General features: G+C 63.2%; 20 protein-coding genes. 10 read left to right on the top strand and 10 right to left on the bottom strand.

Features of this window, described 5'->3' with window-relative positions; translation table 11 throughout:
* Together RBA41_RS30470 and RBA41_RS30465 are read right to left on the bottom strand one after the other, a co-directional pair.
* Entirely contained in the window at positions 1-1,608 is a 1,608-nt protein-coding gene (locus tag RBA41_RS30470) for an NAD(P)-binding protein (RefSeq protein ID WP_306628113.1), read from the bottom strand.
* Entirely contained in the window at positions 1,608-3,119 is a 1,512-nt protein-coding gene (locus RBA41_RS30465; protein WP_306628112.1) for a polyamine aminopropyltransferase, read from the bottom strand. The genes RBA41_RS30470 and RBA41_RS30465 overlap by 1 nt, the downstream gene beginning before the upstream one ends.
* Before the next feature lie 64 nt (positions 3,120-3,183).
* Between RBA41_RS30465 and RBA41_RS30460 the strand changes: the two genes are divergently transcribed.
* From RBA41_RS30460 to speD, 5 genes are read left to right on the top strand one after another with little or no spacing between them, the layout of a single operon-like run.
* Positions 3,184-3,570: a DUF350 domain-containing protein gene (locus tag RBA41_RS30460; RefSeq protein ID WP_306628111.1), complete on the top strand. Its 387-nt coding sequence runs from the start codon at positions 3,184-3,186 to the stop codon at positions 3,568-3,570.
* 37 nt (positions 3,571-3,607) lie between these two features.
* Positions 3,608-4,654 (top strand): SPFH domain-containing protein, encoded by a 1,047-nt coding sequence (locus RBA41_RS30455; protein WP_306628110.1) that lies wholly within the window; start codon positions 3,608-3,610, stop codon positions 4,652-4,654.
* 10 nt (positions 4,655-4,664) lie between these two features.
* Positions 4,665-6,122 (top strand): DUF4178 domain-containing protein, encoded by a 1,458-nt coding sequence (locus tag RBA41_RS30450; protein WP_306628109.1) that lies wholly within the window; start codon positions 4,665-4,667, stop codon positions 6,120-6,122.
* Positions 6,122-6,295 carry a hypothetical protein gene (locus tag RBA41_RS30445; protein WP_306628108.1) on the top strand — a complete coding sequence of 58 codons (174 nt, stop codon included), beginning with the start codon at positions 6,122-6,124 and terminating at the stop codon, positions 6,293-6,295. Before RBA41_RS30450 ends, RBA41_RS30445 begins: the two co-directional genes overlap by 1 nt.
* A gap of 2 nt (positions 6,296-6,297) precedes the next feature.
* Positions 6,298-6,669 carry an adenosylmethionine decarboxylase gene (gene speD / locus RBA41_RS30440; RefSeq protein WP_306628107.1) on the top strand — a complete coding sequence of 124 codons (372 nt, stop codon included), beginning with the start codon at positions 6,298-6,300 and terminating at the stop codon, positions 6,667-6,669.
* Here the strand turns inward: speD and RBA41_RS30435 are convergent.
* Genes RBA41_RS30435 through garD form a run of 3 tightly spaced genes read right to left on the bottom strand, consistent with a single transcriptional unit; the run spans position 6,666 to position 9,896 of the window.
* The gene (locus RBA41_RS30435; RefSeq protein WP_306628128.1) at positions 6,666-7,520 is read right to left on the bottom strand and encodes an aldose 1-epimerase; all 855 of its coding nucleotides are present in this window, start codon (positions 7,518-7,520) and stop codon (positions 6,666-6,668) included. The genes speD and RBA41_RS30435 overlap by 4 nt on opposite strands.
* Positions 7,521-7,536: 16 nt before the next feature.
* Entirely contained in the window at positions 7,537-8,343 is an 807-nt protein-coding gene (locus tag RBA41_RS30430; protein ID WP_306628106.1) for an NAD-dependent epimerase/dehydratase family protein, read from the bottom strand.
* A gap of 2 nt (positions 8,344-8,345) precedes the next feature.
* Complete coding sequence (gene garD, locus RBA41_RS30425) at positions 8,346-9,896, bottom strand: galactarate dehydratase (protein ID WP_306628105.1); 1,551 nt, start codon at positions 9,894-9,896, stop codon at positions 8,346-8,348.
* Between the two features lie 238 nt (positions 9,897-10,134).
* Here garD and RBA41_RS30420 point away from each other — a divergent pair, with 238 nt between their 5' ends.
* From RBA41_RS30420 to RBA41_RS30410, 3 genes are all read left to right on the top strand, one after another.
* Entirely contained in the window at positions 10,135-11,379 is a 1,245-nt protein-coding gene (locus RBA41_RS30420) for a CaiB/BaiF CoA transferase family protein (RefSeq protein WP_306628104.1), read from the top strand.
* Between the two features lie 386 nt (positions 11,380-11,765).
* Positions 11,766-12,059, top strand: a complete 294-nt coding sequence (locus RBA41_RS30415; protein ID WP_306628103.1) for a hypothetical protein — start codon at positions 11,766-11,768, stop codon at positions 12,057-12,059.
* A gap of 46 nt (positions 12,060-12,105) precedes the next feature.
* A complete protein-coding gene (locus tag RBA41_RS30410; protein ID WP_306628102.1) occupies positions 12,106-12,579 on the top strand; it encodes a hypothetical protein in 474 nt (157 codons plus the stop codon).
* 589 nt (positions 12,580-13,168) lie between these two features.
* On the opposite strand, the gene RBA41_RS30405 is transcribed toward RBA41_RS30410, so the two are convergent.
* Positions 13,169-14,383 (bottom strand): MFS transporter, encoded by a 1,215-nt coding sequence (locus RBA41_RS30405; protein ID WP_306628101.1) that lies wholly within the window; start codon positions 14,381-14,383, stop codon positions 13,169-13,171.
* Between the two features lie 105 nt (positions 14,384-14,488).
* Between RBA41_RS30405 and RBA41_RS30400 the strand changes: the two genes are divergently transcribed.
* A complete protein-coding gene (locus tag RBA41_RS30400) occupies positions 14,489-15,385 on the top strand; it encodes a LysR family transcriptional regulator (protein WP_306628100.1) in 897 nt (298 codons plus the stop codon).
* Between the two features lie 87 nt (positions 15,386-15,472).
* Here RBA41_RS30400 and RBA41_RS30395 read toward each other — a convergent pair whose 3' ends face one another.
* From RBA41_RS30395 to RBA41_RS30380, 4 genes are all read right to left on the bottom strand, one after another.
* Positions 15,473-16,345, bottom strand: coding sequence for a hypothetical protein (locus RBA41_RS30395; RefSeq protein WP_306628099.1), 873 nt, complete (start codon positions 16,343-16,345; stop codon positions 15,473-15,475).
* 17 nt (positions 16,346-16,362) lie between these two features.
* Complete coding sequence (locus tag RBA41_RS30390; RefSeq protein ID WP_306628098.1) at positions 16,363-17,142, bottom strand: hypothetical protein; 780 nt, start codon at positions 17,140-17,142, stop codon at positions 16,363-16,365.
* A 2-nt stretch (positions 17,143-17,144) separates the two neighbouring features.
* On the bottom strand, positions 17,145-17,648 hold the full coding sequence (locus RBA41_RS30385) for a hypothetical protein (RefSeq protein WP_306628097.1): 504 nt from the start codon (positions 17,646-17,648) through the stop codon (positions 17,145-17,147).
* A gap of 78 nt (positions 17,649-17,726) precedes the next feature.
* Entirely contained in the window at positions 17,727-18,017 is a 291-nt protein-coding gene (locus tag RBA41_RS30380) for a DnaJ domain-containing protein (RefSeq protein ID WP_099874717.1), read from the bottom strand.
* Positions 18,018-18,227: 210 nt separating this feature from the next.
* Here RBA41_RS30380 and RBA41_RS30375 point away from each other — a divergent pair, with 210 nt between their 5' ends.
* Complete coding sequence (locus RBA41_RS30375; protein WP_306628096.1) at positions 18,228-19,985, top strand: glutamine--tRNA ligase/YqeY domain fusion protein; 1,758 nt, start codon at positions 18,228-18,230, stop codon at positions 19,983-19,985.
* Positions 19,986-20,196 lie beyond the last annotated feature (211 nt).

Genomic DNA, 20,196 nt, shown 5'->3' with positions numbered 1-20,196 from the left:
TTACCTGAGCACCTTGAGCGCGGCCTGCACGCCCCACCACGCCGCTTCCTCGAACACCGAAAAGCCCGACAGGTCGGCGTGCGCGAACACGATCGGCCCGTCGGCTTCGCGCAAGGCCTTCAGGCCCGCATTGCTGCGAAAGCCCGGCAGCGGCACCGCCATCGCGTGGCCGCGCAGGGTAATGTCGACCCGCTCCACGCAGGCCGCGAACTTCCAGCCGTAGGCGCTTTTCAGGTCGGCGCTGGCCAGCGCCACCAGCTCGTCGCCGCTGGCCGTCATCATCCACTTGCGCGCCGCGTCGGGCGTGCGGTCCGACAGCGCCACGTAGGCGCTGAACACGGTCTTGGCCGGCGGCGCCACGCGGATATCCTGGTGGGTCGAGACCACATAGCCCAGCCCCGGCTCCTGGTACACCACGTTATCCCACGCCAGCGGCGCGTGCGGCAGCTCGCGCGGGAAGTCCTTCATGAGGAAATTGGCCACCATCCACGGCGCGTATGACGGCGTGTGGCGCTTCGCATCGAAGCCGTAGGCGGCCATATCCTCGACCACGCGGGCGGCCACGTACAGCGGCATCGCGCACACCGCCTTGCGCGAGCGCACCAGGTAACTGCGCGCCACGCCGCCCTCCAATGTAAAGCACAGCGCTTCCACGCCGGACTCCGTGCGCTTGAGCGAGACCGCGGTGCCGGCCCGGCGCCGCACGCCTGACGCCGCGGCCAGTTTATCGGCCACCACCTGCATCCCGCCCGGCCAGGTCAGCCAGGCGCCGTTGCCGGCGTTGGCCGCCTGTCCCCAGCGGCTGCAGTAGTAATGCAGCCCGGCCCAGGCCGAGACCTTGTCGTAGCGGGTGCCGTAATCGTCGCGGCAGCAGTAGTTCAGATACCAGTGCAGGGTGGACGAGCGGTAGCCCTGCTGGTCCAGCCAGTCCTTGAGCGTGATGCGGTCGAGCGCATCGAACACCGGGTCGAGCGACGAGGTCACGGTAGGGAAGACGAACGCACGCTTCCCGTCGGCCCCGCGCAGCTTGCGCAGGCGTTCGACCTCCGCGAAAAAGCGCTTATGCTCGGCCAGCTCCTGCGCCGATACGCCGTCGGTCGGAATGAAGCCTTCCTGCCATTGGCCGTTGAACAGCAGCCGCTCTTCGGGGCCGTGCAGGACGTAACGCTCGTCGTAGTAGGGTTTTTCACCGTACGGATCGCGCTCGATGATGCCAAGGTCGAACAGGATTTCGCGCACATGCACCGACTCCGGCGACGGCAGCGGCAGATAGTGGCCGCCGGTCGGATAGGCCAGCTCGCCGAAATGGCCGCCGGCGGCGTTCCCGAACGGCTGCGGACCGTCGATCATCAGCACATTGCGCTGTCCTTCACGCTCCAGCTTCCACGCCGCCGTGAGGCCGGCGATGCCGGAGCCGAGGATCATGATGTCGGTGTCGATCACTTCGCCCGGCGCCGGCAGCTTGCCGCGCTCGCGCAAAAAGTGGCCCTCGGTGCGGCCCGGATAATGCACGGTGGGCGTGATCTCGAGCCAGCGCTGGAAGCCGGCCGCGCTCACCGCCGCCGCCCCCACCCCGCCGGCCAATGCCAGGAACGAGCGCCGGTCCATCAGCGGATCACCCTGCGCCAGTCCTGCTCGAACTCGTGCACCAGCGACTGCGTATTGAGCCGGTTCGGCGGCATCTCCAGGCGCTGCATGTCGGGCGGGAAGGCGAACATTTCGCGCGTAGTCGCTTCGTTCAGGTAGCGCATCGGCAGCCGGTAGCTGGTGGGCGGCACATACTCCTGCTCGGGCGACGCCATGATGAAGCCCCACTCGCCGAACGACGGCACGTACGCATGGAAGGGATAGGTACGCATGCCGACCTCGCGCAAGGTCGCCTCGATGGTCCAGTAGGCGTGCGGAGCAAAGAATGGCGACGTCGATTGCACCACCACCAGCCCCTTGGCCGCCACGTGCTTTTTCACCATGCCGTAAAACGGTACCGAGTACAGTTTGCCGAGCGCGAAGCTGGACGGATCGGGAAAGTCGATGATGGCCGCGTCGAACATCTCGCGCGTGTTCTGCAGCCAGATCGCGGCGTCGGCGTTGACCACTTTCACGCGCGGGTCCGAGAACGACCCGCCATTGAGCTTGACCAGCTCCGGACGGGTGGTGAACGCCTGCGTCATGGCAGGGTCCAGGTCGACCACGGTAACCTGTTTGATGTTCGGGTAACGCAGCACTTCGCGCAGCGCCAGGCCGTCGCCGCCGCCCAGTACCAGCACGCTGCGCGCCCACGGCAAGGCTTGCAGCGCCGGATGCACCAGCGCTTCGTGGTAGCGGTACTCGTCGCGCGAGGAAAACTGCAGGTTGCCGTTGATGTACAGGCGCAGGTCGTCCTTCCAGCGCGTGATCACCAGGCGCTGGTACGGGGTGGTGGTGGAGTACACGATTTCGTCGCCGAACAGGCCATGTTCGCCCCACTGCACCATGCGGTCCGACAGGGAGAAACCCGTCACCAGCGCGACCATGACGAGCGTGGCGCGCAGCACGCGCCCGCCGATGTTGGTCAGTTCGGCGCGGAACACATAGATGGTCCAGAAACCCACGCCGACGTTGAGCATCCCGAACAAAAAGCCGGTGCGCACCAGCCCCACGTAAGGTGCCAGCACCAGCGGGAACAGCAGCGACACGGCCAGCGCGCCAAGATAATCGAAGGTCAGCACGCGGCTCACCAAATCATTGAAAGCGGTGTCGCGCGCGTTCAGCGCGCGCATCACGAGCGGCACTTCCATGCCCACCAGCGCGCCGATCATGAACACCAGCACGTACAACAGGGTGCGAAACGGCGCCGTCATCCACGAAAACGTCATGAACAGCAGCGCCGCCGAGACCCCGCCGATCAGGCCCACGGCCAGCTCGATGTCGATGAAACGCGACAGCACATCCTCTTCGGCGACGTACTTCGAGAAGTGCGCGCCGACCCCCATGGCGAACAGGTAGCAGCCGATGATGGTGGAGAACTGGAGGATCGAATCGCCCAGCAGATAGCTGGACAAAGCGCCGGCAATGAGTTCGTAGGCCAGCCCGCAGGAGGCCACCACGAAGACGGAAAGTATCAAAATTCGTTTGGTCATGTAGTATCTTTTGTTCTAAGATCGTCGTTCGCCGCCATCCTGACCATCTTCATGGGGAAATCTCGTGCCCGCCATCCTAAACTATCTGCTCCACCTTGCAACAGCGGTTGCCATGGTAATGGCGTTTTTTGTCATTTATACGCGCCTGACCCCTTTCAATGAAGTGGCGCTGATCCGCGGCGGCAACCACGCGGCTGCATTATCGCTGGGCGGCGCGCTGATCGGCTTTGCGCTGACGATCACCTCGGCCCTGCTGCATACCCGCGACTACTACCAGTTCCTCGAATGGGCGGCTGGCGCGATGCTGGTCCAGGTATTGGCGTTTAACATCGCCACGCGCCTGCTGAAAATGTCGAAGGACCAGATCGAGGCCGACAACTCCGCCTTCGGCGGCCTGCTGGGCGCCATTTCGGTGTCGATCGGCCTGGTCAACGCCGGCGCCCTGTCCTGACCCGCCCTCATTGAACGCATTCCTACCGGAGAACGACATGTCCCTTGGCTCATTCATCAAGAAGCAGTTTATCGACGTCCTGCAATGGAACGAAGAGAACGACGGCGTGCTGGCGTGGCGCTTTCCGATGCAGGACTTCGAAATCCAGAACGGCGCCATTCTCAATGTGCGCGAGTCGCAGATGGCGCTGTTCGTCAACGAAGGCAAGATCGCCGACGTCTTCGGTCCCGGCACCCACAAGCTCACCACCAACACCCTGCCGGTGCTGACCAACCTGAAAAACTGGGACAAGTTCTTCGATTCGCCGTTCAAGTCGGACGTGTACTTCTTCAGCACGCGCGTGCAGACCGGCCGCAAATGGGGCACGCCGCAGCCGATCACGATCCGCGACGCCGACTTCGACATGATCCGCGTGCGCGCCTTCGGCATGTACTCGTACCGCGTTGCCGACCCGCGCCTCTTCTTCACCGAAATCAGCGGCACGCGCGACGTCTACACCCGCGACGACGTCGAAGACCAGCTGCGCGGCATCCTGCTGGCCACCATGGCCACCTCGCTCGGCACCGCCAAAGTCGCTTTTCTCGACATGGCCGCCAACCAGGCGCTGATGGCGCAGCAGGTCAAGGGCGACCTGTACGCCGCCTTTGCACGCTACGGCGTGGGGCTCGATGAATTCAACGTCGCCAGCGTCAGCCTGCCGGAAGAACTGCAGGCCGCGCTCGACGAGCGCATTTCGGCCGGCATGAAGGGCGGCCTGTCGGGTGAGAAGATGAGCGGCTTCACCCAGTTCCAGGTTGCCAGCAGCATCCCGCTGGCGGCCCAGAACGAAGGCGGCCTGGCCGGCATCGGCGCGGGCCTGGGGGCCGGCGCGATGCTGGGCCACGCCATGGCACAGGGCATGAGCGGCTCGATGATCCCGCAGGTGCCGCCGGCGCCGACCGCGCCCTTGCAGCCGGCCGTGCCGGAACTCGATCCGATCGAGGAGCGCCTGCTCAAACTCAAGGGATTGCTCGACAAGGGCTTGATTTCGGAAGACGATTACAACAGCACCAAGACGGAGCTGCTCAAAAAACTGATCGGCTAAGCCGCGGCACATGCACATTGTCTCCTGCCCAAGCTGCGGCGCCGAAGTCCGTTTCAGATCGCACGCCGCCGTCATGGCGGTGTGCGAGTTTTGTCGCGCCACGCTGCTCAAGGATGCCGAATCGGTCAAGAACCTGGGCACCATGTCGTCGGTGCTGGAAGATTATTCACCGATCCAGATCGGCACCTGCGGCATGCTCGGTGGACGCAATTTCACGGTAGTCGGGCGCATCCAGCTGCGCTACGCGCAGGGCATGTGGAACGAATGGTATGTGCTGTACGGCGACGGCGGCAACGGCTGGCTGGGCGACTCGTCCGGCCAGTTCACCATGACCGGCGAGCGCAAGGTCCAGGAGGCGCTGCCCGCTTTTGAGACTCTCAGGATCGCGCAGCCGGTGCGCATCAACGGCGAGAACTTTCTGCCGGCCGAGATTCGCACCGCCGAGTGCATCGCCGGCCAGGGCGAGTTGCCGTTCCGCGTAGGCGAAGGCTGGCGCATCCGCGTCGCGGATTTGCGCAATGACGCGGCCTTCGTGACGCTCGACTACACCGACGGCGAAGTGCCGCTGATGTACTCCGGCGTGGCCGTCACGCTCGACGAGATGCGCTGCCAGCTGCTGCGCGACGACGACCAGGTCAAGGCCGGCGCGGGCCGCTTTCGCGGCAAGGTCGATGCGCTCGACTGCCCGTCGTGCGGCAGCGCGATCAAGTACCTGCCCGGCATTACCGCGACCCTGATCTGCCCTTCCTGCAAGGCGCAGCTGGACGCCTCCGGCCCGCAGGCGAGCGTGCTGGCGGCGGGCACCAAGATGGCGGCCATGCACACCACCATCGAACTGGGCGCCACCGCCAACATCCGGGGCAGCCAGCACACCGTCATCGGCGCCATGGTGCGCACGACCAGCGGCGCTGGGGCCAGCAAATGGACCGAATACCTGCTGTTTTCCGCGCGCCGCGGATTTTTCTGGCTCGTCGAAACCAACGCCGGCTGGTTCCAGGCCCAGGTGATGCACCGCTGGCCGGTGTGGAATCCGGCTGCCGGCGACGTGGCCCGGGCCGACAATCTGGATTATGGAAAGAGCGACAGCTACCTGGCGACGGTGGTGGCGGCGGCGGGTGCGTTCAACTGGCGCGTGAGCGTGGGCGACCAGGTGTTCGTCACCGAGTACGAAAACACCTCCGGAACGCTGGCGGCTGAAACGACGCGCGAAGAAATGACCTGGTCGCGCTCGACCCGGCTCGCATCCGACCAGATCAAGACCTGGTTCGGGGTGGCGCCGAAGACGGTCGAGGGGTTGACCGATTCCGAGATTGCGCCGAAGGTATCGGGCACTCTGCAAAAATTCTTCTGGTGGCTGCTGGGATTGAATTTTATTCCGCTGATATTTAACTTCGGGGAGACCGCGTTCACCCTGTTTGTCGCCATGATCTTCATCTGCGGCATGACGTTCGACGACGGCGACAAATAATGAATACCAAAAAATTTATCGGCGCAATCTGCGTGACGCTTTTTGCGACCTTCGTCAGCTGGGGCAATATGTTCGATTCCTCCTCCAACTGGGGCGGCCGAAGCAGCGGCGGCAGCAGCTGGAGTTCCGGCAGCGGCAGCTATGGCGGCAGCTCGGGCGGAGGTCATAAGTGAGCATGGGCGCGCATCGTCCGGCCGGGGTGCATCTGCTGGCCGATTTTTATGGGGTCGATGCGCGCCTGCTGACGGTGAGCGCGGAGATCGACGCGCTGCTGCGCGCCGGTGCCGAGGCGGCAGGTGCGCGCATCTTGCATAGCCATTTTCATAGTTTCGGCGAAGCGATGGGGGTGACCGGCGTGTTGCTGCTGGCCGAGTCGCATATGTCGATTCATACGTGGCCGGAGTACGGGTTCGCGGCGGCCGATATCTTTATGTGCGGAGAGGCGCAGCCGCAGCTGGCGTTGCAGGTAATCGAGCTGGCGTTGAAGCCGACGTCGCGCGTGGTGCAAACCATCGAGCGCGGTGTTGCGCAAATCGCGGCGGGTTAAGTCACCGCAAAACTGAACATCCGCCGCAGCCTTTGCCCCGGTGCCAGCATCGTCAAGCCATGCCTCGCCGGCCCACCGGCCATGTTATGCGCGTTGATCAGGTGGTCCACCGGCTCGAAGCAGAAAAAATCCCCACCAGCCGGCGCATACACGATGTAATACCCGCTGTCAGCGGCGATCGTCAGGTTCAAGCCACTCTCGGGCCAGTGAATGCGCGCCTGCCCGTCCCAGCCCTCGAACACATTGTCGATCACCCCGACGGGTAGCGCGCGCGCACGGTCGAACGACCACGCCTGCGGAATCGCTTCCGCATGCGAAGGCAGCTTGTCCGCACCGGCCATCCACACGCTGCGCGCCGCCGCCTGCAAGGTCGTGCCAGGACTGCGCGGCATCCACGGATGCAAACCCAGACCGAACGGCAGCGCCAGCGCACCGGTATTGGTCACCTCCAAGGTCACCACCAGCGCATTGCCGCGCAAGGCGTATTCGAGCGAGGCACGATACGAGAATGGCACGCCATCGCGGCGCTCCAGCATCAGCAGCACCTGGCTGGCCGACTGGAACGCCACCGTCCACGGCCGCTGCCAGCCCTCGCCATGAATCGGAAACGGGTCGCCTTCGCGGTTCGGCGCGATGTCGTAACGCTGGCCGCCGCATGAAAAGCCACCCGCCATCCGGTTCGACCACGGCACCAGCGGAAAGCACGCCAATTGATTAGGACGGGGCGCCGCATCGCCGCCGGCGTAAGGCCGCAGCACCGGAACCGGCGTGCCGCCACCTATCCAGTCCAGGCGCGACAAAGCGCCGCCGAAACCCGGAAGGATTTCGGCGGAGAGCTGCGCGTTACGCAGAACCAGCGACGGCAGGCTAGTTATATTGCGGCCCGGTCAAAAGAAACCCGCCACCCTGGAAGGTGATGGTGATGTCGTCGGCCGGCGCGTAGTTGCCGTTGTCCGGGAACTTGTGCTCGAACCGGGTCGAGCTGTCCTTGGCCACGAATCCGAGGTGGCGCGATTTGCGGTCGTCCCACCATTTGGCCTTGTTGTCCGACACGCCGAAGGCGATGGTGTGGCCCACGCGCGCGGCAAACAGCGAACAGCGCAGCGCTTCGACCAGGTCGTCGGCGCTCAGGTAGGTGATCATCATGCGCGGGTCGGCCGGCTCGGGGAAGCAGGAGCCGATGCGCAGGCATACGGTTTCGATGCCGAAGCGGTCGTAGTAGTAGCGCGACAGCGATTCGCCGAACACCTTGCTGACGCCGTACATGCCATCAGGGCGCGGCGGCATGTCGGCGTCGACCAGGTCGGTGGTCTTGTAGAAGCCCATCGTGTGGTTCGAGCTGGCGAACACCACGCGCTTGACGCCGCACTTGTGGATCGCTTCGTACAGATTGGCCATGCCGAGAATATTGGCTTGCATGATCGCGTCGAACGGCGCTTCGGTCGACATGCCGCCGAAGTGCAGTACCGCGTCCACGCCGTCCATCAGCGCCAGCACGGCGGCTTTGTCGGCCAGGTCGCACTGGACCACTTCTTCGCCTTCGCCGGCCGGGCCGACATCGGCCAGGTCGGACAGGCGGACGATGTCAGCCCATGGCTTGATGCGATCGCGCAGCAGGCGTCCGAGGCCGCCGGCGGCGCCGGTCAGCAGAATACGTTTGAATGGTTTGCTCATAATCAGGTCACCGGTGCAGGATTGAAAAGGGTCAGGGCATTGTGCAGCTTCCAGTGTTCGGCCCAGGTCTTGCTGCCGCTGGCGACATCGAGCATCAGCTTGAACAACTCCCAGCCGACGTCTTCGATGCTCGCTTCGCCACTGGCGATGCGGCCCGCGTTCACGTCCATCAGGTCGTGCCAGCGGCGCGCCAGGTCGTTGCGCGTGGCGACCTTGATCACCGGGCATTCGGCCAGGCCGTACGGCGTGCCACGGCCCGTGGTGAACACGTGGATATTCATCCCCGCGGCCAGCTGCAATGTACCGCAGATGAAGTCACTGGCGGGGGTGGCTGCGTAGATCAGCCCTTTCTGTTTGAGTTTCTCGCCGGGCGAGAGCACGCCGGTGATCGCGGACGATCCCGACTTGACGATCGATCCCATCGCCTTTTCGACGATGTTCGACAGCCCGCCCTTCTTGTTGCCCGGCGTGGTGTTGGCGCTGCGGTCGACGCCGCCGCGCGTCAGGTATGCGTCGTACCAGGCCATTTCGCGGATCATGGCGTCGGCCACGTCGGCATTGGCGGCGCGCGAAGTCAGCTGGTCGATCCCGTCGCGCACTTCCGTCACTTCCGAGAACATCACGGTGGCGCCGGCGCGCACCAGCAGGTCGGTCGCGTAGCCCACCGCCGGATTGGCCGTCACGCCCGAAAACGCATCGCTGCCGCCGCACTGCACGCCCACCACCAGGTCCGACGCGGGGCAGGTTTCGCGCTGGCGCAGATTAAGTACTGTCAGCTGGACCTCGGCGGTGCGCATGATCGAGTCGATCATCGACTGGAAGCCCACGTGGCCCTCGTCCTGCAGGCACACGTGCGCCGGATCGGCGCCGGCGAGGATCGGGATCGAGCCTTTCGGGAACAGGCGCGCCGGCTGCAGCTTTTCGCAACCCAGGCTGACCACCATCGCCTGGCCGCCGAAGTTCGGGTTCTGGGTGATGTTGCGCAGCGTGCGGATCGGGATCTCGGCGCCCGGCGCATCGATCGCCACGCCGCAGCCGTAGGTATGTTCGAGGCCGACCACGTCGTCCACGTTCGGGTAGCGCGGCAGCAGTTCGCTCTTGATGCGCTTGACCGCATGTTCGACCACGCCGGAGACGCATTGCACGGTGGTGGTGATGGCCAGGATATTGCGCGTGCCGACCGAGCCGTCGGCGTTCCTGAAGCCCTGGAAGGTATAGCCTTCGAGCGGCGCCATGACCGGTGCGGCACGGGTGGCGATCGGCAGCCCTTCGAGTTCGCGCGCGGCCGGCATGCGCAGCACCGCTTCCGATATCCAGCTTCCTTTCGGCAGCGCGCGCGCGGCGAAACCGATGGTGACGTTGTAGCGGATGACCGCATCGCCTTCGGCGAAGTCGGTCAGGGCCACTTTATGACCCTGCGGCACGGCGTCGACCAGCACCAGCCCGTCGGGAAACACCGTCCCCGCCGGCAAGCCGCCGTCATTGACCACGATGGCGACATTGTCGCCCGCGTGCATGCGGATATGGAGCGGTGTTTTTTCCGGTGTCGTCATTTTGGTAGCCTTGTCTGCCCGCACCCGCATGAGCCCGGGAAATGCGGGCGTCTTGCGGTCGGTTTTGGTAAGTATGCCAGCAAACTTTAAAATCGGCTAGTCCAATTCGAGTTATTGGTCTGACCAATTTAACTTTTCCGCCAAAAATGGCCAGGGCGGTCCGGCCGCGTTCCACGCTTGGCCGCAGAGGGGCTTGAGCCGATATAATTGCTGCCTGATTTGCAACAAGGCAGACACAATGACTCAAGCATTTTCCGGCATGCCCAAGGCGCTCGGCCACATCCGCGTACTCGATTTGTCGCGCGTGCTGGCCGGTCCCTGGTGCTCCCAGAACCTGGCCGATCTCGGCGCCGATGTAATCAAGATCGAACGTCCCGGCGTGGGCGACGACACCCGCGCCTGGGGCCCGCCGTACGCGCGCGACGCCGACGGCAACAACACCAGCGAGGCGGCCTACTTCCTGACCGCGAACCGCGGCAAGCGTTCCGTCACGGTCGATATTGCCACGCCCGAGGGCCAGGCGCTGATCCGCGACCTCGCGCGCGAGGCCGACGTGGTGCTGGAAAACTACAAGGTCGGCCAGCTGAAACGCTACGGCCTCGATTACGACAGCCTGAAAGAGATCAAGCCGGACCTGGTCTACTGCTCGGTGACCGGGTTTGGCCAGGACGGGCCGTATGCGCACCGTGCCGGCTACGACTTCCTGATCCAGGGCATGGGCGGCCTGATGTCGGTGACGGGCGAGCGCGACGACCTGCCCGGCGGCGGCCCGCAAAAGGCTGGCGTGGCGCTGACCGATCTGATGACCGGCATGTACGCCACGGTGGCGGTGCTGGCCGCGCTCACGCACCGCGACCGCACCGGGCAAGGCCAGTACATCGACATGGCGCTGCTCGACACGCAGGTGGCCATGCTGGCCAATGTGGGCAGCAATTACCTTAACAGCGGCAAGGCGCCCAAGCGCTGGGGCAATGCGCATGCCAACATCGTGCCGTATCAGACGTTTGCGTGCGCCGATGGGCATATCATCGTCGCGACCGGGAACGACGGGCAGTATCAGAAGTTCGTGGAAGCGGGCGGACGGCCCGATTTGGGGGCGGACCCGCGCTTTCTCACCAATCCGCTGCGCGTGCAGCACCGCGACGTGCTGGTGCCGCTGCTGGCGGAGATGGTCAAGACGCGCACGCGGGACGAGTGGATTGCGCAGCTCGAAGCGGTCGGCGTGCCGTGCGGGCCGATTAACGATGTCGGTGAAGTGTTCGAGAACGAGCAGGTGAAAGCGCGCGGCGTGGCGATCGAGATGGATCACCCGGCGGCGGGCAAGGTGAAGCTGGTGCGCAGCCCGATGAAGCTCTCGCTCACGCCCGCGCAGGCCGATTTGCCGCCGCCGATGCTGGGGCAGCATACCGATGAAGTGCTGCGCGATCTGCTGGGACGTAGCGGGGAAGAGATTGCGGCACTGAGGGCGAAAGGCGCGATTTAATCACCTGTCGTAGTTCAGACTTGAGCTGACAGAAGCAGTCAGATGCGTTAGTGCCGTCGCCGGTTGAAGGAGGTCAAAGACCTTATTCTGCTGGCGACGGATTTGGGATTTCCAGAAAACTGGGTTACTTGAAATGGTGCTTAAGAATCCTGATGCGACCGGAGAAGATCTGGCCCAATATCTACAACTCGTCCAGGATGTAGCGAGAGCACTTGCACCGAACTAAACATCTATCACGTGGTTTCGTCGAACCGGGCATCTGAGCAGAAGTCTGCGCGTCCGCAACGGGAAGGCATCCTGCCCACATCTACAGCCGCGCCGCTACCGTCGAGTACAATCGGCAGGGACCGGCCAGAAGCCGTCATTCCACGTAACTCAAGAATTCTATGTTTCAGTACACCATTGATGACCTGATGGAACTCCCGTTGCAAACCTCCGTCGAGGTCACCATCGCATTCCCAACTGGCAAGCGTTGGCTGTTCTTCGCAACTCCGGAGCTACTGAATCGAGTGGGCGATCTTGTCGATGGAAGTACGGCGAGAGTTCATTTGGGAGAATTACATATGATCGTGGTAAGTGAGCTGAGTGTAGAGATCATTGACTCCGTCCTTCGAGACCTGCACCAGAACGGTGAGCTCGAGCGGCGTACGTTGCCAATTTCGTCGGACGGCGAATCTTAAACCGCCGGTCTCGGCCAGGAGGGGGCCTTCCCCTAGGAAAAGGCAAATGAGCGACTTTTTACGTTTCAGACAATTGTTGGACGAAGTTCTCGCCCCGTACGCCGGGCGCGTGATCGAACGGCTGCGGGACATTCAAGGGCGGCCTTACGACCACTCGCTGTCGCACATCTCATTCGAGCTGAGGGCTGGCTTCCCGGGTGAATTCCCGATCATGGTCTATTACATGGACGCCGAAAACTGTCAAGTGGACGCCGTCGGCGCCCCTGGTGGCTTCGAATATCTTCTAGAAGATTTTAGCCTGCCGGACATTGAGACGGTTCAAGTCAAGGTGGAGCAGCTTCTTCCGGATACTCGCGAGGCTGCAGATATTGAGGCGCTTGCCTGGGAGCGGTGGCTGTACGAGCGCTGGCAGGAGGCTGGATTCGGCACTAACGCACCGCCCGCATATGCGGAAGGCTACTATTCTGGCGTCCGCATCGATCTCCATACAGGAGAAGAAGGTAATGCTTGGGACAAGTAGTCCCCGGCTGCTTCCGTGGCAGGCATTAGCCCCGGCTTTGAGTGTCCGATTCCGGAAAAGTTGGAGAGCCGCTTTGGGGCGGCGGCAGCCGGACTCCTAGACGCCTCCTCGGTCGAGTACAATCGACAGCACCCAGCCAAAAGCGGGCATCTGGTAAGCTTTCGACTGTAGAGCTACCTATCAATCAACGCTCGTCCCGGATCGATATGAATTTACCTGCAACTGCAAAAGCTTCGGAACTTTACGCTGAAGCTAAAGGGGCATCCTGCCCGGTTTGTGGAAGCGGTGAGCTTGATCGAGCACCGCCGTCATCCCCAGAAAATGGTTCGATTATTGTTTGGGTTGGCTGCGATACTTGCCGACATGTGTGGTTGGAAAATTATCGATTGACGGGTTTCAGTGACCTTCAGCTAACAAACCGTCCAGCAGACATATCTCCACTTTATCCATTGGAAAGCGCAGAGTAGAGCGCGCATAAAGGTCCGCTTTGGGGCGGGAGCTGTCGATCACCATATGCCCCGTGTCGGATTGCGTGTGAGGTACCACAAAAATTACCCCAACCGTCGATCCCGCGCAGGGAACGACGCGCTTACGCGACCTTCAAGTTGACCGCCTCAATCGGCGCCAGCCCGCGCAAACGCAATGCAATCGCCAGAGCCAATCCGAGCGCCAGCGCCAGCAGCCCCACCACCCCATTCCATCCGGCGGCACTCCACACCAATCCGGACACCGACCCGATCACGCTCGACCCGATATAGTAGAAGAACAGGTACATGGCCGACGCCAGCGCTTGCGGCGCCCTCGCCCGCCGTCCCACCCAGCTGCTGGTCACCGAATGGGTGCCGAAAAACCCGAACGTGAACAAGCTCATACCCGCCAGGATCAGCACCAGATGGCTGGACAGGGTGAGAACCAGCCCGGCCAGCATGATCACCATCACCATCCACAGCACATTGCGCCGTCCGATGCGGTCGGCCAGCCGGCCCGCCCACACGGAACTGAACATCCCGATCAGATACAGCACCGACAGCGCCCCCACCGCGCTCTGGCTCATATTGAATGGCGCGGCCAGCATGCGGTAGCCGATGTAGTTATACAGGCTCACGAACACGCCCATTACCAGAAAGCCGAGCCCAAACAGCCACGGCATGCCATCGTCGCGCAGATGTGTGCGGGCGCCGTCCATCAGCCCCCGCAGGCCAGGCTTGCCGCCCCTGAAATTGCGCGACTCCGGCAAACTGCGGGCGAACTCCCATGCCGCATACAGGCCGGCTGCGCCCATCAGCCCCAGCGCCAGGCGCCACGAGTAGTGGTCGCTGGCGACCGAGGCGATCACCCTCCCCGCCATGCCGCCCAGTGCCGTGCCGCTGATGTAGAGGCCCATCGACAGGCCGAGCGACGGTCCCTCGATCTCCTCGCTCAGGTAAGCCATGGCGACGGCCGGCATGCCGCCCAGCGAAAACCCGAGCAAGGCGCGCAGCACCAGCAACTGGGCGTAGTTCTGGGCCAGCGCGGTCAGCACCGTGCAAACGGCGGCGCCCACCAGCGCGAAGGTCATCAGCTTCTTGCGCCCGATGCGGTCCGACAGCGCGCCGCTGATCACCAGCGACACCGCCAGCGCCAAGGTGGCGATCGACAGCGACCAGCTGCTCTGGGCTGGCGTGAGCGCGAACTGGTGCGCCAGCAGGGGCATGAGCGGCTGCACCGAATACAGCAGCGCGAAGGCGGAAAAGCCGCCGCACAGCATGGCGCGGTTGATCCGTTTGAAGGCGGGAGAACCGGCGGTGACGACGCTGGAAGACATGATGAGCAACCCGAAGTGAATAAACTGGAGCCATCTTAGGTTTGCGCTTTTATACTGTCCAATATATATTTAAGTCGTCTCTCATACATTGAATCGATTACAAACATGGAATTTCGCCAGCTCCGCTACTTCATCGCCGTGGCCGAGGAACTGCATTTCACGCGCGCGGCCGAGCGCCTGCACATCGGCCAGCCACCGCTCAGCCACGCCATCCAGATGCTGGAAGCGGATGTCGGCGCGCAGCTGTTCGAGCGTACCAAGCGCTGGGTCAGGCTGACCGAAGCCGGCCGCTTGTTCCTCGACGATGCGCGCCGCATCGTGGCCTTGTCGGAGCAGGCCACGGCCACCGCGCGCCGGGCCGAGCGCGGCGAGGCGGGCGAACTGCGCATCGGGTTCACGTTCTCGACGCCGCTCACGCCCCTGTTTGCGAACGTGATCAACCGCTACCGCCAGCAGTATCCGGCAGTGACGTTGACCTTGCACGAAATGGCCACCGTGCCGCAGCTCGATGCGCTGGCACGGCGCGCGCTCGATTTGGGATTCGTGCGCCCGCCCGAGAACGGCCTCCCCGAGAACATCGGCCTGACGGCGCTGCGCGAAGACCCGCTGGTGGCGGTGCTGCCGACCGGCCTGGCCCTGGCGCGCAAAAAGGCGATTGCGCTCAGCGAGATGGCCGAACTGCCGTTCGTGATGTATCCGCATAGCGCGGGGACGGGGATTTATCCGCAGATTTTCAGGCTGTGCAGGGATGCGGGCTTCGTGCCGAGGGTGGAGCAGACGGCGGGGGAAGCGTCGACCATCATCGGGCTGGTGGCGGCGGGGTGCGGGGTGTCGGTGCTGCCAGGGTCGTTCGAGAGGATCAGGATGGATGGGGTGTGTTACCGGCCGCTGCTCGATCCGGCGGCGACGACGACTTTGCTGCTGGCGCAGCGGAAGGGCGAGCATGCGCCGCTGGTGCAGGCGTTTTTGGCGCTGGCGACGGAGGCGGCTCTTTTGAGTTAACCTCCACTCCGTCCTTCCTGGCATTGCCAGAAACGACTTCCTGGCATTGCCAGAAACGACGGTATTGAGACTAGCGAAGATTAGCCGTCAACCGTAATCCGCATCCAGCTCCGACCCCGCATAGTTCTCGAACTCCGCAAACAAGGTCTTCATCGCCGTGCGCGTGCGGATTTTCTGGATCACGGTGCAGCTGGTCCGATACGACGCAATCCGCTCCGCGATCACCGGCTGGTGCTGCGCCGGCACCTGCTTCATCAGCGCCGCCCAGCCCTCTTCATAATCGGGCTTGTTCTTGCGTACCGATTTCACCAGGCGCTCGAAATCGGCCTGCCCCGTGCGCGCCACGATCCGTCCTCCGCCTTCGATCGCGAAAATGATCGCTACCGCAATCACGCCTTCCGCGTTCAGATCGGCGTCGTTGATCGGCCCCGCGTAATGGTGGCGCCGCAGCCAGCCGGCCGCGCGCACGATTGCCTGCACCGCCTTGCGCTGCTTGTACTGGACCTCGAACTTCTCGTACCCGGCCCAGTTCTGGTGCGGATCGGCGCTGCAGATATCGACGAACAAATCCTTCAGGCGCCGCTGCGCGTACACCGGGTCCTGGTCGTATTCGCCCACCAGCGAATCCTCGGGCAAGGCGGCCAGGTCGCGCACCATGCGATAACCCGCCTGGAACGCGTGCTCGGCCCCGTGCTCGATGAGGAAATCGAGCGCCGCTTCGTCACCTTCGTGCATCAGTTCATGCTCCAGCCCCAGCGACACGCAGCCCACCGTCAGCAGCAAGGCTTTCTGGATGCCTTCGGCGGTGCGGTCGTTGGTGAACTTTTCGGCCACCATGGCGGTGATGCCGGCCAGTTCGTCGGCCAGGATCACCGACTCGTCGCCGATCTCGCGCACCGCCAGGCAACGGATCGCGCGCACCAGCCGCGGCAGGCGTTCGACGACGATGGCGGGCAGCATAGTCTGCGCCGCCTCCATCACGAGAAGATTCCCGTGCCGATGCTCTTGCGCACGCCGCGCTTGGGCACGTTGCTGCGTGAGGATGGCACCTGCTTGCGCAAGCGGTACAGCAATTCCTTGGTCGAACGCTGCAGGAATTTCTGCTCTTCGTCCGGGTCGTCGTTGTACTCGGCGTCGGCGATGTCGCCGCTGTGGCGGAAGTCGGGGAACAGCTCGAACAAGGCACGGTCCCAGCCATCTTCGCTGGCCTTGGCCAGTTCGATCGCCAGGGGCGCCACGTCGCTGTCGGACGAGGTCTGGCTGGTGATGTACGGGCCCTTGGCCAGCACTTCGCCGGCCAGTTCCAGCATCTCTTTGGGCGCCATCGAGAACAGGATCGCGAACACGGTCGCGCCGTGGTCGGTGGCCGAGGCTTCGGCCAGCAACTCCTGGCGGCGCTCCGGGTCGTCGGCCGAAAAGACGATGCCGTGCACGTGCGCGAACAGGGTCTCGGCGACGCGCTCAGGGTCGTCTTCGATCATGTCGTCCGACCAGGTGGCGGCGAAAAACGCCAGGCTGTCGGCCCACGCCTTGGGCGGCACCAGCAAGGTGGCCAGCGAGGTCTTGCCACCGTCAAAACCGGACAGGTGCAAGGCCGTCACCTGAGGGGCGAGCGAGGCGAGCACCTCGACCACGGCCAGGTCGCCATGCTGCTCGACCGCCTCGGAAAACGCATGCTCGGCATGCGCCAGCGAACCGGCAAGTACCAGTTCACTGATCTGTTTCGATAACGCGGGCAGATTGCTGTTGTCGCTCATGCTCAATCTCCTTCCTTGTCGAACATCTGGGCGAAGTCGTCGGTGACGCCTTCATCTTCGTCGTCGTAACGGTCGTCGCCGTCATCGTCGCGCGAGAGCTGTTCGAGCGATTCGTCGTCCTCGTCCCACAGGCGCGGGTGCTTGAACAGGAAAGCGGTGATGATGGCCTGGCGCGCCAGATCCGGGTGCTTGTCGGTCATGGCGCTGTACATGGCTTCGGCGTCGCCTTCGCAGGCGGCCATGGCGAACACTTTTTCCGGGCTGCCGCCTTCGTACTCGCCCGCTTCCGCCAGCAAACCCTTGGGATTGCTGAAGGTGATGTGATCGACCAGCGCGAAGCTCATCATGTTGACGTCTTCGATGCCGCCGCCACTGGCGTATTCGCTCACGAGCGCGCCGACCATCAGGTCGTAGTTCTTGCGGTTCGGCGGGTCGCCCAAAATGCCGTCGATCTGGCCGCCGAGTTCGCGCGACTGGTAGGCAAATTCGGGATGTACTTTTCTCATTTTCTGATCCTGTTGGTAGTGCGTATGACTGCGCTGGTGAACTGCGCGTGGATGTTGGCGCGGAGTTGGGGGCGGCGCTTACGCCGGCAAGGTCACGCCGTTCAGGCTGAACAGCGAACGCCACAAGGCAAATGCCTCTTCCTCGGCATCGATGATGATGCGGTGGTTGACGCTCTGGTTGTATTCCTCGCGCTTGGCCGGGTCGGACAGGATTTCGTAAGCCTTGGTGATGCTCTTGAAACGCACTTCCGCACCGGGGGCGTCGTTGCGGTCCGGATGGAATCGCATCGCCAGCGAGCGGTAAACCTTCTTGATCTCGTCGTCGGTCGCATTCGGCGCCACGCCGAGGATGGTGTATAAATTGTCCACGGGAAACTCCTGCTGCCGAAACTATAAAGCGAGATTATCCTATAGAACGGCGTCGGCCGGGCGGATCGGCGGTGCGGCGGGCGGGCGCGGGCCAGGCGCGGACAAGATGGACAAACACCTTAGGCCATTGTGCACACGCACATTGGCGCAATCTGTCCACACACATTGCGTTAAAATGACACAACCTTATCATTCGCAAAGCATCTCTCCATGAGCAACGAAAAAAACACTGCGGCGCCGGCTGCGAATGCCCCGTCGCCGAACTTCCTGCGCGCCATCGTCGAGAACGACCTGGCCGCCGGCACCCACGTGCGCGAGGGCTTGCCGCCAGTAATTACCCGCTTCCCGCCGGAGCCGAACGGCTACCTGCACATCGGCCACGCCAAGTCGATCTGCGTAAACTTCGGCCTGGCGCGCGACTACCAGGGCCGCTGCAACCTGCGCTTCGACGATACCAATCCGGCCAAGGAAGAACAGGAATACGTCGACACCATCATCGACAGCGTCAAATGGCTCGGCTTCAGCTGGGAACAGAACGGCGAGAGCCACCTGTACTACGCGAGCGACTATTTCGAGCGCCTGTACCTGATGGCCGAATACCTGATCACGGCCGGCTACGCCTACGTCGACAGCCAGAGCGCCGACGACATCAAGAAAAACCGCGGCAACTTCGGCACGCCCGGCGTCAATTCGCCGTTCCGCGAGCGCACCCCGGAAGAATCGCTGGCGATGTTCCGCGACATGAAAGCCGGCAAGTACAAGGACGGCGAGCACATCCTGCGCATCAAGATGGCCGCCGATTCGATGGCCTCGCCCAACATGACCAACCGCGACCCGGCCATCTACCGGATCCGCCATGCGCACCATCACCGCACGGGCGACGCCTGGTGCATCTATCCGATGTACGACTTCACGCACCCGATTTCGGACGCGCTGGAAAACATCACCCATTCGGTTTGCACGCTCGAATTCCAGGACCACCGCCCGTTCTACGACTGGCTGCTGGCGACCCTGGCCGAAGGCGGTTTCTTCAAGCAGCCGGTGCCGCGCCAGTACGAATTCGCGCGCCTGAACCTGACCTACGTCGTCACCAGCAAGCGCAAGCTGCGCGAGATGGTCGACGAAGGCATCGTCACGGGCTGGGACGATCCGCGCATGCCGACCATCGTCGGCCTGCGCCGGCGCGGCTACACGCCGGAAGCGATCCAGCTGTTCTGCGAGCGCATCGGCGTCTCGAAGGCCGACGGCTGGATCGACATGAGCACGCTGGAAGGCTGCCTGCGCGACGACCTCGACCCGAAAGCGCCGCGCGCCACCGCCGTGCTGCGTCCGCTGAAATTGATCATCGACAACTTCCCGGAAGGCGAGTCGGTCGAATGCAGCTCGCCCGTGCACCCGCACTTTCCGGAGCGCGGCCTGCGCACCTTCCCGATCACGCGCGAACTGTGGATCGAGCAGGATGACTTCATGGAAGTGCCGAGCAAGGGTTACTTCCGGTACTTCCCGCCGATCGGCGACGCCCCCGGCAGCCGGGTGCGCTTGCGCCACGGCTATGTTACCGAGTGTACCGGCTACGACAAAGATGCTGACGGCAACGTTACCGCCGTGCACGTTAAGTATTTTGAAGACAGCAAATCGGGCACCGAAGGGTCGAACACATACAAGGTCAAAGGTAACATTCACTGGGTCAGCGCCGCCACCGCTTTGGCGTCCGAAGTGCGCCTGTACGACCGCCTGTTCACCGAGCCGCAGCCGGATGCGGGCGGACGCGACTGGAAGCCATTCCTCAATCCCAATGCGCTGGAGGTGGTCACCGCCTACCTGGAGCCGGGCATGAGCGCGGCCGAAGCGGACCAGCGCTTCCAGTTCGAGCGCCATGGCTACTTCGTCGCCGACCGCATCGACTCCACGCCAGGCAAGCCGGTATTTAACAGAGTTACCACTCTGAAAGATAGCTGGGTCAAATAAACGTTGCCTAAACGCGACATTTTCGCCCCCCGAATCCCGTCCCGGTGACTGCCGCGGCGGGATTTAAGCAATATTCAGACTTTTCCGATATCCATACCTATCAGCATCAATAGGTATTCTGACAACTAACTTCCGGTTAATGTAGATCAAACAATGCATCGCCATTTGCGGCTACCGAGAGGAATGCAACGCGCAATGCTTACTTTGAAGA

Origin of the sequence: Massilia scottii (genome assembly GCF_030846495.1) — a bacterium.
GTDB classification, from domain to species: Bacteria; Pseudomonadota; Gammaproteobacteria; order Burkholderiales; family Burkholderiaceae_D; genus Telluria_A; species Telluria_A violaceinigra.
This window is presented reverse-complemented; position numbering and strand designations above follow the sequence as displayed.